The organism is Photorhabdus kayaii, from assembly GCF_025384895.1.
Lineage (GTDB): Bacteria > Pseudomonadota > Gammaproteobacteria > Enterobacterales > Enterobacteriaceae > Photorhabdus > Photorhabdus kayaii.
The window spans coordinates 1-12,555 of the sequence record NZ_JAJAFZ010000013.1; the positions used below are offsets into that span (position 1 = coordinate 1).

Annotated in this window: 11 protein-coding genes; 2 read left to right on the forward strand and 9 right to left on the reverse strand. The window is 42.4% G+C overall.

All coding sequences use genetic code 11. The features are described from left to right. Window positions 1–33 precede the first annotated feature (33 nt). Both murI and btuB read right to left on the reverse strand, forming a co-directional pair. Complete coding sequence (murI, locus tag LGZ98_RS07080) at window positions 34–897, reverse strand: glutamate racemase (protein ID WP_112878932.1); 864 nt, start codon at window positions 895–897, stop codon at window positions 34–36. Continuing rightward, the gene (gene btuB, locus LGZ98_RS07085; RefSeq protein WP_113042951.1) at window positions 842–2,701 is read right to left on the reverse strand and encodes a TonB-dependent vitamin B12 receptor BtuB; all 1,860 of its coding nucleotides are present in this window, start codon (window positions 2,699–2,701) and stop codon (window positions 842–844) included. The genes murI and btuB overlap by 56 nt, the downstream gene beginning before the upstream one ends. A 183-nt stretch (window positions 2,702–2,884) precedes the next feature. Between btuB and trmA the strand changes: the two genes are divergently transcribed. After that, complete coding sequence (gene trmA / locus LGZ98_RS07090; protein WP_223121506.1) at window positions 2,885–3,985, forward strand: tRNA (uridine(54)-C5)-methyltransferase TrmA; 1,101 nt, start codon at window positions 2,885–2,887, stop codon at window positions 3,983–3,985. A 62-nt stretch (window positions 3,986–4,047) separates the two neighbouring features. On the opposite strand, the gene LGZ98_RS07095 is transcribed toward trmA, so the two are convergent. Then, window positions 4,048–4,419 carry a YijD family membrane protein gene (locus tag LGZ98_RS07095; RefSeq protein WP_113043069.1) on the reverse strand — a complete coding sequence of 124 codons (372 nt, stop codon included), beginning with the start codon at window positions 4,417–4,419 and terminating at the stop codon, window positions 4,048–4,050. A gap of 23 nt (window positions 4,420–4,442) precedes the next feature. Continuing rightward, window positions 4,443–5,087 carry an HTH-type transcriptional repressor FabR gene (gene fabR / locus LGZ98_RS07100; protein WP_011148806.1) on the reverse strand — a complete coding sequence of 215 codons (645 nt, stop codon included), beginning with the start codon at window positions 5,085–5,087 and terminating at the stop codon, window positions 4,443–4,445. 374 nt (window positions 5,088–5,461) lie between these two features. Here fabR and sthA point away from each other — a divergent pair, with 374 nt between their 5' ends. Continuing rightward, complete coding sequence (gene sthA / locus LGZ98_RS07105; RefSeq protein WP_113042952.1) at window positions 5,462–6,859, forward strand: Si-specific NAD(P)(+) transhydrogenase; 1,398 nt, start codon at window positions 5,462–5,464, stop codon at window positions 6,857–6,859. Here the strand turns inward: sthA and oxyR are convergent. From oxyR to argC, 5 genes are all read right to left on the reverse strand, one after another. Then, on the reverse strand, window positions 6,851–7,756 hold the full coding sequence (gene oxyR / locus LGZ98_RS07110) for a DNA-binding transcriptional regulator OxyR (protein ID WP_113042954.1): 906 nt from the start codon (window positions 7,754–7,756) through the stop codon (window positions 6,851–6,853). The genes sthA and oxyR overlap by 9 nt on opposite strands. A 155-nt stretch (window positions 7,757–7,911) precedes the next feature. Next, window positions 7,912–9,291 carry an argininosuccinate lyase gene (gene argH / locus LGZ98_RS07115; protein ID WP_228900143.1) on the reverse strand — a complete coding sequence of 460 codons (1,380 nt, stop codon included), beginning with the start codon at window positions 9,289–9,291 and terminating at the stop codon, window positions 7,912–7,914. 152 nt (window positions 9,292–9,443) lie between these two features. Beyond that, window positions 9,444–10,658 (reverse strand): argininosuccinate synthase, encoded by a 1,215-nt coding sequence (locus tag LGZ98_RS07120; protein WP_113042958.1) that lies wholly within the window; start codon window positions 10,656–10,658, stop codon window positions 9,444–9,446. A gap of 68 nt (window positions 10,659–10,726) precedes the next feature. Beyond that, complete coding sequence (argB, locus tag LGZ98_RS07125) at window positions 10,727–11,500, reverse strand: acetylglutamate kinase (protein ID WP_113042960.1); 774 nt, start codon at window positions 11,498–11,500, stop codon at window positions 10,727–10,729. 25 nt (window positions 11,501–11,525) lie between these two features. Further along, the gene (argC, locus tag LGZ98_RS07130) at window positions 11,526–12,530 is read right to left on the reverse strand and encodes an N-acetyl-gamma-glutamyl-phosphate reductase (protein ID WP_113042962.1); all 1,005 of its coding nucleotides are present in this window, start codon (window positions 12,528–12,530) and stop codon (window positions 11,526–11,528) included. Between the last annotated feature and the right edge of the window lie 25 nt (window positions 12,531–12,555).

A 12,555-nucleotide genomic window follows, 5' to 3' on the forward strand; every position in this document is an offset into this window, starting at 1 on the left:
TTAACGACCGATGATTATTTCATCAAATTTAACTTAAGTTATCAATTTTTCTAGTTTTGAAAATCCATACTCCTGCAAAACGGGGATTAATGCATCAGTATCAGCATTCACTTTCATACAATAAGCAAGACTATCTGCTGAAGTGCAAACAAGATTATTCTGATGTTTAACCAACCAAGCCGTTCTTCGAGCAATAGCAACACCAGAATCAATTAAACGCGTGCCATCAGGTAATATCTGAACTAATTCTTCTGCTAATAGTGGAAAATGGGTACAACCCAATACCACTGTATCAGGTGGTTTTTTCATTCTAAGCCACGGTTTCAGTATCTTTTTTAAAATATCGGAAGAAACCTTACCACCATGCAGTTTAATTTCAGCTAATTCTACTAATTCAGAAGAACCTATAGATTCAATCCTGCAACCTGTCGCAAACTTTTCGATAAGTTCTTTTGTATAGGAACGATTAACTGTTGCTCTAGTCGCCAATAATCCAACGACACCATTACGAGTTAACTTTGCAGCAGGTTTTATCGCTGGAACCACACCAACAACCGGAAAGCTGAACCGCTCACGTAGAGCTGGCAAGCTGACTGTACTGGCAGTGTTACATGCAATAACCACTATTGTCAGAAGGTGTTTTTGCTGAACAGCACCAACAATTTGAACGACTCGTTCAACAATAAACTCTTCCGATTTTTCACCATAAGGGAATGCTTCGTTATCAAAAACATATATATAATGGAGATCTGGTAATAATTGTCGGATCTCTTGGTAAATAGATAAGCCGCCTACCCCAGAATCAAACACTAAAACTGTTGGGCGTGCGGCTTTATTTAAATCAGAAGTTATAGCTCCCAGTGAGGTAGTATTCACGTCCTGGAATGCGATAGCCATAAACTGTCTCGTAATCTTTATCAAGCAGGTTGGCTATTCTAGCACGAATTGTCAGATAAGAAGTGATTGGATATGAAACTGTTAAATCCCAAAAGCTGACGCCACCTAATTTCACACTCTTAGCCGGGAATGTACTGAAATCCTTGTCATAACGCCGCCCTAGATATTGATAAGTTAACCCCCAATCAAAATCATATAACTGCCAGTCAAGTTGATATTTCACTTGCTGCTTCGCACGACGAACTAAAATTTCATTAGTTTCACTATTACGGGGGTCAATATACTGTATTGTCAATTGATGCTGAAATATGCCAGTGTCTATTAAGCTAGTCCACTCAACACCTTTAATTTTTGCTTTACCAATATTGTAGTAGCGACTATTTGCATAATCGATCAATTGCTCAATCTCATTGCGATATACAGTCAGACGCCAATTTAGCTGGCCTGTGACGCCTTCAATACCGCCTTCCCATTGTTTACTTTCTTCCGGCTTCAAATCATGATTACCACCAAAACCATACATCTGGCTAAGCGTTGGAGCCTTAAATGCCGTACCATAAGAAGCGATCAAGCGATAATCTTTAATAAACTCCCAACCTAAACTGGCTTGCCATGTAGTATTCCAGCCAGCTTCTGAATGTTTATCTGAACGAATTGCACCTTCTAAAATAAAATCTTTCAGCTGTTGCTGTGCTGTCAGATACATTCCTGTATTACGTACTGTTTTACTCTTCGGAATATAACTGGTTCCAGCTTCTATCGATTGTTCTTGGAAATCCACACCGGTACTGACCATGCCCTGATATAGCTGAAAAGTATTCCCCCATTGCAAGTTATATTGTTCAGAATCATTAAGGCTAGCAGACTTATCATAGCGTCCATATTGAGGATCAAAGTTATAATCTTTTGTATGACTATAACTGGTAATTAACTGGGATGAGTAGATCCCTTGGTTAAATCTGACTCCCATGTCATAGTGGCGACTATAAAGTTCACGAGTATCAGGTCTGGCATATGGATAGCTCCAATTAATATCCGCATCATAAGATGTTCTATTGTTATAGCCATAAGCTCGAACAAATCCACTGACTTGCTCATTAAATTTTTGATCGACTCCCAACCAAAGCATTTTGCTCATGAAGCCATCACGATCAGGTTGTCTAAAACCACCGGTATTACCATCAGCAACAACATCGTATCCTTTGGTATAAGTATAGTTGGCTGCTGCTGTCAGAACTGTATTTTCAGCTATCGTTTGTTGAGTTGCACCATCATAAGTTTGATAACCATGTGAGCCGATACCTACATTAAGGCTGGTTCCTAGTTTCTCTCTAGTAGTGATGATATTAATAACACCACCAATAGCATCAGAACCATAAACAGCGGAACGTGGCCCACGGATATATTCAATTTTCTGAACCAATGATACAGGTATTTGGCTTAAATCAGAGGAGCCACTGATGCCCGCTTGATTCAAACGTATTCCATCTATCAGTACCAATACATGACTAGCATGAGTACCACGTATAAACAAAGAGCTTAACTGCCCAATACCTCCATGCCGCGCAATATCAACACCGGGTAGACGACGCAAAATATCGGCTACACTATTTGACTGCCAACGATCAATTTCATCCCGTGTTACAACAGTATAAGCAGCCAGTATGCTTGATACCGGCTGTTTAAAACGACTCGCCGTCACAACCAATGAATCCTGCGACTCCACCGCAACAGAGGCTTGATTCCAACCAGAAATTACCATGATTGAAACAGTGGATAATAATAACCGCTTTTTATTTATCATGAGAGAAAACATCCCACAATTTATTGTTAGAAGGACACGCTACGATGAAGCGTTGAACCTATTCATAATAGTAAGCATAGACAGGATCGTGTATGAGTAATAAGAAAACTGGACATTCTTTGCTCTTCCCCTACAATTTTGCACGAAAATTTTTCTTACTACAGATATAAGAGAACAAACATAATGCAAAATCTCCTGCCAACGGAAAGCTATGAACAGCAACTGACGGAGAAAGTCAGCCGTTTAAAAAACATGATGGCGCCTTTCCAACCCCCGGGGCCAGAGGTTTTCCGCTCACCGCTATCTCATTACAGAATGCGAGCAGAATTTCGAATCTGGCATGAGCAGGATGATTTGTACCATATTATGTTCGATCAACAGACGAAACAGCGTATTCGCCTTGTTCAATTCCCTGTCGCCAGTAAGTTAATCAACAAAATGATGGTAGTATTAATTGACTCCATTAGATCTGAACAGATCTTGCGTCATAAGCTATTTCAAATTGATTATCTGTCTACTTGCAGTAATAAAATCCTTGTTTCTCTGCTTTATCACAAAAAATTGGGTGATGAATGGACACAACAGGCATTAAGACTGCGTGAAGCGTTAAGAAATAAAGGATTTGACGTTGAGTTAATTGGCAGAGCCGCTAAAACCAAAATCACATTGGATCATGACTATATTGATGAGGTTTTACCTGTTGCAGGCCGAAAAATGATTTATCGCCAAGTGGAAAACAGCTTCACCCAACCAAATGCTAGCGTCAATATTCATATGCTTGAATGGGCAATTAATATTACCAAAGATTCAAAAGGTGATTTACTTGAGCTCTATTGTGGTAATGGCAATTTCTCTCTGGCATTAGCTCAAAATTTTGAACGAGTATTGGCAACAGAAATTGCCAAGCCATCCGTTGCTGCCGCTCAATACAACATTGCAGCCAACGGTATTGATAATGTACAAATTATCCGAATGTCAGCAGAGGAGTTCACCCAAGCAATGAATGGTGAACGCGAATTTAATCGCCTTCAGGGAATCAATTTAAAAAGCTATCAATGTGAGACTATCTTTGTCGATCCGCCACGTAGCGGCCTTGATGAAAAAACGCTTGAGATGGTCCAAACATATCCACGGATTCTTTATATTTCCTGTAACCCGGAAACCCTTTGCCATAATCTGGAAACATTAACCCAAACGCATAAAATTAGCCATCTGGCTCTGTTTGATCAGTTTCCTTATACTCATCATATGGAATGCGGCGTGCTTCTGGAAAAATTAAACTGATACTTGACGAACATATAAAACAAAAACGCCGGCAGATAGATCTCTCCGGCGTTTTTCATCAATTAATGGCAATTTTCTGTAATTGCTTTGTTTTTACGAATTTTTACCTTTCTGTAAATCCAAAATACCAGTACGGTACCCATTACTGCGGGCAGAAAATTAGAGCCAATTTCAGGGTATTCAACTCTGATAATCGCACTATAACTAAATAATCCTAAGAGGAAACAGGCGACAACCAACTTAGGCATCCCATCTGGCATTGAGTAATTCAAATAGCGCTGGTGGATACAATAAATTGATAAAATCAATGTTATCAATGGGAAAACTGAAAAAGAAACAACTGAGCTAAAAACTGCTGAAAACGTTCCATTCGTTGCTAATCCGACAATAAAAGCGAGTAACAATGTACTTTTGTCCTGGCGATATTGTTCCATCATTTCGTTCTCCTCCTTCATAGTTATTTAAGTTTAGGGTTCGGTGGGTTCATTTCTTTGCGATACCAATAATATGCACCTTTAGCAATCATCCGTAGCTGCAAGACTAAACGTTCTTCTAAACGCTGTCTTTTCTCCAAATCAATATCCAGTGCTTCTGCACCTGCACTGAATACTATTGTTACCATTGCCTCTGCCTGCACTTCAGTAAAATGCCTCGGCATACAGCTTTCCTGTTCTAAATAGTCTGCCAGCTCAGCAATAAAATGTTGTATTTCCCGTGCGACAGCGGCACGAAATTCAGCAGAAGTCCCTGAACGTTCACGTAATAATAATCGGAATGCATTTGGGTTATTACCGATAAATTCCATAAAAGTTGAAACAGACGTACGGATGACACTGCCACCTTTAGCAATACGTTGCCGGGCTTGCCTCATTAACTGACGTAACATCAAACCACTTTCATCCACCATAGTGAGCCCAAGCTCATCAACATCGCGGAAATGACGATAAAATGAAGTAGGTGCAATACCTGCTTCACGGGCGACTTCACGCAAGCTAAGGCTGGTAAAACTCCTTTCGGCACTCAACTGGCTGAAAGCAGCTTCAATCAGTGAACGACGAGTTTTTTCTTTCTGTTTCGCTCTGATGCCGATAATGTTACTCACACGAATCCTGACTCTTTATCTGAACTACATGTTAGGAAATATACCAAATTTTAACGCGTTTGCCGTAATGATATGCTTGTCATGTCATTTATAATGATCCATGTCATTTTCTCAGCGCATTTTCTTATTAGATATTAAGATGATAAAAGTGACTACGCGTAGTCAGAAAATCATTAAGGGAGCATTCCCCCTTTGTTAATTCGATCGTTAGATAATTATTTTTTTTCCAAAAACTTCATGGTATTAGCATAGCGAGTAAAACTATGTTCAATTCACCCTAAACGATGACATAAACTCCTTATGAGGATTGGGTTATTAAGTCAACCGATGTTAATATAGCGTTGTAATTTTGTGTAAAAACAGGTATTTCCTCTATGCAACATATTCATTTTGACGCCATTGTCATTGGTTCTGGTCCCGGTGGAGAAGGAGCAGCAATGGGATTGGTGAAACAGGGTAAAAGCGTTGCTGTTATTGAACGCTATAATAATGTCGGCGGTGGTTGTACTCATTGGGGTACCATCCCGTCGAAAGCCCTCCGCCACGCCGTCAGTCGTATTATTGAATTTAACCAAAACCCTCTGTACAGTGATAATTCCCGCATTCTTCGCTCTTCATTTGCTGAAATCTTACGCCGTGCTGAAATGGTAATTAATCAGCAAACTAGAATGCGTCAAGGATTTTACGAACGTAATGGGTGTCGTATGTTTTCCGGGGAAGCAACATTCATTGATGACCACCGGGTGAGTGTGCGCTATGCCGACGATAACCACGATATTTTAAGCGCAGATAAAATTATTATCGCAACGGGTTCTCGCCCATATTGTCCGCCAGATGTCGATTTCACTCATTCCCGTATTTATAACAGCGATTCCATTCTGAAACTGGATCATGAACCACGGCATGTCATTATTTACGGTGCCGGAGTGATTGGTTGCGAATATGCTTCAATCTTCCGTGGATTAGGCGTAAAAGTTGATTTGATTAACACGCGTAATCACTTACTCGCTTTCCTTGATCAAGAGATGTCAGATGCACTTTCTTACCATTTCTGGAATAGCGGTATAGTGATCCGCCACAATGAAGAATATTCTAAAATTGAAGGTGTTGATGATGGTGTTATCGTTCACCTTAAATCCGGTAAAAAAGTCAAAGCTGACTGTCTGCTTTATGCTAATGGTCGAACAGGTAATACGGATACTTTAGGACTAAAAAACGTTGGTCTAGAAGCAGATAGCCGCGGTTTACTGAAAGTTAATAAGATCTATCAAACTAGCAACGAAAATATTTACGCTGTAGGAGATGTTATCGGCTATCCAAGCCTGGCCTCAGCTGCTTATGATCAAGGTCGAATTGCCGCCCAAGCGATGACGAAAGGAAACGCCGAAGTTCATCTGATTGAAGATATTCCAACGGGTATCTATACCATTCCTGAAATTAGCTCTGTAGGTAAAACCGAACAACAATTAACAGCAATGAAAGTGCCTTATGAAGTTGGACGCGCGCAATTTAAACATCTTGCGCGCGCGCAAATTGCGGGGATGAACGTAGGAAGTTTGAAAATACTGTTCCACCGGGAAACAAAAGAGATTCTTGGCATTCATTGTTTCGGGGAACGTGCGGCTGAAATTATTCATATCGGCCAAGCGATTATGGAACAGAAAGGTGAAAGTAATACTATCGAATATTTCGTCAATACTACTTTCAACTATCCAACTATGGCTGAAGCCTATCGTGTCGCGGCTTTAAACGGGCTTAACCGGCTATTTTGATTGCCCGTAATAAGTGCCCATTTTAGCTCTAATAGCCTCTGCTAGTTGCTCATAGCGACCACGCAGAGGTGAACCAGGACGATAAATCAAAACAACAGACCGCTTAGGTTCAGGGCTGCTACACTCCAGATAACAGACGCCATCACGTTTTTTCTCTTGTGGCACTGCCAGATCAGGCAATAAGGTTATTCCACTACCGGCAGCAACCATATTACGCAGGGTTTCCAAACTGGTTGCACGAAAATGGGTATCTTCCTTCGCGCCCGCCTGAAAACAGAACCCCATTGCCTGATCACGCAAGCAATGACCATCTTCTAACATCAACAATTTTTCACCTGCCAATTCATCCATAGCGATTTTTTTACGCTCTGCCCAAGGATGACCATCATAGATAGCTAGTTTCATGGGTTCTTCAAACAATGGCACTTCAATGAAAGCTCTTGTCTCCTTAACCATTGCCAGAATCGCACAGTCCAATTTTCCACTATCCAACTGGGCTAACAGACTTTGAGTCTGGGCTTCATATAGATACATTTCCAACTTAGGAAACAAACTATGAAGCCCAGGGATAATATGAGGCAACAGATATGGACCAACCGTCGGGATCAAACCAATATGCAGAGGACCAGACATGTTTTCCCCTTGAAGTGACGCCATTTCCTGCAAAATCCTCACCTCGCGGAGAACTGTTCTGGCTTGTTCTACTAATAACATCCCTTGTTGCGTGAACAAAACTTTACGGCTGGTGCGCTCCAATAACATGACACCCAGATCATCCTCAAGCTTACGAATTTGCCCGCTTAACGTAGGCTGGCTAACGTGGCAAGAATCAGCAGCATGGCGGAAGTGCCGATGCTCCGCAAGCGCCACAAGATATTCCAGATCGCGGATATTCATTCCCACCTCAACATATTTAATATAAATGATAGAAACTACCAATAGATAATTATATCAATGTGAGGAAAAGACTATCAGATAATCCTTAAGAACTTATATATAAAGCTCTCATTTATTTTATAGGGGATAAATTAATCCCCCTACTATTATGATGACTAACTTAATTTTAGCCTCTGTTTAGCCTCTGCAATCGCTTTCATAACCTGTTTTTGCGACACTCCCCCCTTTGCAAGGCGTTTGTCCAGACAAGATTGCAAAGACAAAATATCATATACATCTTCAGTAATTGCACTACTGAACTTCTGCAACTCTGCCAATGACAACGCTTCCAATGCCTGCCCCTGGGCAAGCGCCATAATCACAATTTCCCCAACAATATGGTGAGCTTCTCGGAATGGAACACCTTTTGCAACCAAATAATCAGCTAATTCGGTCGCGTTAGCATAGCCCTGTTTAGCTGCTTCCGCACAACGTGAACGCCTGACCTGAATACCATCTAACACCAACGCGGACATATGTAAACAATCCAGCCAAGTATCCAGCGCATCGAATAGCCCTTCTTTATCCTCCTGCATATCTTTATTGTAGGCTAGCGGCAAACCTTTCAAGGTCATCATCATACCGGTCAATGCCCCCTGCACCCGGCCACATTTCCCACGAATTAACTCCAGTGCATCCGGGTTTTTCTTCTGTGGCATCAGAGAAGAACCGGAAGTGACTCGATCTGACAGTTCAATAAACCCGGCTTCACCGCTATTAAAGAAAATTAGGTCTTCCGCAAAACGGGAAAGATGGATCATACTGATACTGGCATTAGATAGCAGTTCCAATACATGGTCACGATCTGAAACGCTATCCAAACTGTTACGCGTCGCTGAAACAAAACCTAGCCATGATGCTAGTTGTTCGCGGTCAATATCATAAGCGGCTCCAGCCAATGCACCACACCCAAGCGGGCTGGTATCCAGCCGTTTCAAAGTATCCTGTAACCGACTTTCATCTCGGACCAACATTTCTACATATGCCAAGCACCAGTGAGCAAATGTGATAGGCTGCGCTCTTTGCAGATGGGTATAGCCCGGCATCACTGCATCCTGATTATTCTCCGCAGTAATCACCAATGCCTGCTGTAACTCCACAATTGCCTGATGGAGATGTGATATGTATTCTTTACACCAAAGTTTGAGATCTGTTGCCACCTGATCGTTACGGCTACGACCAGTGTGGAGCTTCTTACCCAAATCGCCAACTTTACTGATCAACTGCCCTTCTACCCAACTATGGATATCTTCTGCACCACTTTGCAAGATGGCTTGTGGGTTAGCCTGAACCTCATTCAACAATTCATTTAATGCCAGCTCCAGTCTTTGTTGTTCTTCAACGGTCAGCACACCAACCGTTATCAACGCTTTCGACCATGCAACTGAACCGGTAATGTCCTGTTCCGCCAACCGATAATCAAAGCGAAGTGAATCGTTAAATTGTTTAAACCGTTGATCTGCTTTCTGACTGAAACGCCCGCCCCAGAGTGCCATATTTTCGTTCCTGATTATCTGATGTCTGAGTGATTGATTACCTTTCATAAACAGCAATTTCATTCGCAACATGGAGATAATAGACTCGATAAATCAAATACAAGGATGAATTCACGATCTGGTCATTACCTCCATAACTACGAACGATGAAATTACTCTTTACTATTTAATGCTCGAATGCGCGAAGGGAGAGAATACAGACGGATAAATCCTGCTGCATGGCTGTGATCGTAAACCTCATCTTCACCAAACGTTGCAAACGCTTCAGAATAAAGGCTATTTGTTGATCTTTTCTGGATCGCTGTTACCTGACCTTTATAGAGTTTCAGTACTACTTCACCGCTGACATCCGCAGCCAACGTCTCAGCCGCGGCCTGAATAGATTGACGTAGCGGGGCAAACCAACGTCCGTCATAAACGACATAAGACATTTCTAGCCCAAGCTGCTGACGCCATTTAAAGCTATCACGGTCCAGAACCAGTTGTTCAACACCACGCAACGCAGCCATCATGATGGTTCCTCCCGGCGTCTCATAACAACCACGAGATTTCATTCCCACCAGCCGGTTTTCCACGATATCGATACGGCCGATACCATGTTTTACGCCCAGAATGTTCAGCGCTTCAAGGCATTGATATGGAGACATCACCTTGCCGCTAACCCCAACAACCTCGCCTTTCTCAATAGTGACACTGACCAATTCAGCTTCATCTGGTGCCTCTTCTGGATCGACTGTCCACACCCAACAATCTTTATTAGATGCATTCCAAGTACTTTCCAGTACGCCACCTTCGGTAGAGATATGCCACGCATTCTCATCACGGCTGTAAATTTTCTCCAATGTTGCGGTGGTTGGAATATCTCGCGCTTTCAGATAATCCAGCAACGCTTCACGGGAACGCAAATCCCACTCTCTCCACGGTGCAACTACTTTTAGCTGGGGGGCTAATGCCGTATAAGTGCTTTCAAACCGAACCTGATCGTTACCCTTACCTGTTGCACCATGAGCAAGTGCATCTGCTCCCACTTTCAGTGCCAATTCAACCTGTGCTTTAGCAATAATGGGGCGTGCCATTGAAGTGCCCAACAAATAGCTACCTTCATACAGAGCACCGGTTTTCAGTACCGGATAAACATAATCTTTAATGAATTCCTCACGCAGATCCACAACGTGACATTCTGATGCGCCAGAACGCAAAGCTTTCTGCTCCACGCCTTCCAAATCTTCACGGCTTTGCCCCACATCGGCAACAAACGCAACAACTTCACAGTTGCCATAATGTTCCTTCAGCCAAGGAATAATGGCAGAAGTATCCAGACCACCAGAATAAGCAAGAACGATTTTTTTAATATCTTTAGTATGCATGAAGTTACCCTTTGAAATTCCGTTGTTATTTATCAGCAAAGATTTGCCGAAAATTAATCAAACTTAATTTAAGCCAGAATACGAGTACCGACGGGAACACCGTTAAATAGATCGGTCAGTTGATCTGCATGACGCCAACTGGCGATATCTACCGGACGATCTAATGTTCTAGCTGCATCTAGAGCGGCATTCACCTTCACAATCATGCCGTCAGTAATGATGCCGTGAGCAATAAGTTGTTCTGCTTTCTCAACATTTATGTCAGGGATTCTCTGCCCTTTACCATCCAAAATACCACTAACATCAGAGAGCAATATCAAATCAGCACCTAGTGTCTGAGCTATCGCCGTTGCTGCCTGATCGGCATTCACATTCATCAGCTCCCCTTTATCCGTTACACCAATCGAGCTGATAATAGGCATATAACCCGCATCCAATAACATTTTCAGCAACTTAGCATCGCCCGGCATCGCTTTCCCCACATGCCCCAACTCTTCACTCAGTTGGGAAACCATGACCACATTACCATCTCCTAAATATAATCCAACTGATGCAAGTTGATATTTAGTCGCCCACGACAACAAGGTCTTATTGGCGATACCAGCCAATGCGCCAGTGATAATCCCAATCTGATCAGCGGGTGTTACTCGTAATCCTTGTTCCTTCACTATCGGTAGCTGCAACTTTTCCATCAGCTCATCCACCAGATACCCCCCCCCATGAACAATAACCAACTGGCGTTCGTGTGTTTGCCGATATTCCTGTAATGCAGTAAACACACGTTCCAATGCTTCTTCATTGTCCAGTAACACGCCACCTAACTTTATGACTAAAGGTTCCATCTGCTCTACTCCTTCACGTCAATAATTAAAATAATGCCTGAGTTTCTTCAAACCCAAAACGTATATTCATACACTGAACTGCCTGAGCTGCCGCGCCCTTCAAAAGATTATCCTCAGTACCCACAATAATCAGATGGTCACCCTGTACAACAAAACCGATATCACAGAACGGTAACCCAACAACGGATTTCAATGCTGGCACTCCTTTGCTATAAAGCCTTACCAATGGCTTATCTTTGTATGCTTGACGATACACCTCATCTATCTGTCCTACGGTAACACCCGGCTTCAACTTACAGGTAATTGTGGCAAGAATACCCCGCGCGAAATTGCCAAGATGTGGAGTAAAAACCACTTTGGTTCCCAGATGTTCCTCAATCTCCGGTTGATGACGATGGGTAAATATTCCATAAGGTTGCAAACTGATTTCGCAGAAACTGTTGGTCATGCTGGCTTTCCGGCCTGCTCCACTTACACCACTAGTAGCATTAATCACCGGCCAATGGCTGGTATCCAGCAAACTATTTTCCAACAACGGTTTTAGGGAGAGTTGAGAAACTGTTGGGTAACATCCCGGTACAGCAACTAATTGGGCCTGTTTGATTTTTTCAGCCTGCCATTCGGCAAGTCCATATACTGCTTGTGCTAACCATTCAGTATGCTTATGTTTGAATCCGTAGTATTGTTGATAAATCTGAGCATTTTGTACGCGGTAGGCACCGGAGAGATCGAATACAATGCAACCTGCTGCCAGAAATAACGGCGCAATGTCATGACTAACTTCATGGGCGGTGGCAAGGAAAACCACATCAATCCCTTTAGCAGCATTAATAATATCAGTCAGCGGTTGCAGCGGTAGATCAACAATGCCTTTATACTGTGGATGTAAATCTGAGAAGCATTTATCTGCATCAACGCTCTGAGCAGAAACCATGAGTCTAATCAGATTCGTATGCGGATGACGATGCAGATATGCTGCCAGTTCTGCTCCGGTGTAACCACTTGCACCAACAACCAACGTATTCAACATAGGATATCTTTACCTTATGCTCAGT

Excerpts from the sequence above, each read along its gene's own strand:
- murI (WP_112878932.1), bottom strand. The coding sequence starts at position 897 with ATGGCTATCGCATTCCAGGACGTGAATACTACCTCACTGGGAGCTATA.
- btuB (WP_113042951.1), bottom strand. The coding sequence starts at position 2,701 with ATGATAAATAAAAAGCGGTTATTATTATCCACTGTTTCAATCATGGTA.
- trmA (WP_223121506.1), top strand. The coding sequence starts at position 2,885 with ATGCAAAATCTCCTGCCAACGGAAAGCTATGAACAGCAACTGACGGAG.
- LGZ98_RS07095 (WP_113043069.1), bottom strand. The coding sequence starts at position 4,419 with ATGGAACAATATCGCCAGGACAAAAGTACATTGTTACTCGCTTTTATT.
- sthA (WP_113042952.1), top strand. The coding sequence starts at position 5,462 with ATGCAACATATTCATTTTGACGCCATTGTCATTGGTTCTGGTCCCGGT.
- oxyR (WP_113042954.1), bottom strand. The coding sequence starts at position 7,756 with ATGAATATCCGCGATCTGGAATATCTTGTGGCGCTTGCGGAGCATCGG.
- argH (WP_228900143.1), bottom strand. The coding sequence starts at position 9,291 with ATGGCACTCTGGGGCGGGCGTTTCAGTCAGAAAGCAGATCAACGGTTT.
- LGZ98_RS07120 (WP_113042958.1), bottom strand. The coding sequence starts at position 10,658 with ATGCATACTAAAGATATTAAAAAAATCGTTCTTGCTTATTCTGGTGGT.
- argB (WP_113042960.1), bottom strand. The coding sequence starts at position 11,500 with ATGGAACCTTTAGTCATAAAGTTAGGTGGCGTGTTACTGGACAATGAA.
- argC (WP_113042962.1), bottom strand. The coding sequence starts at position 12,530 with ATGTTGAATACGTTGGTTGTTGGTGCAAGTGGTTACACCGGAGCAGAA.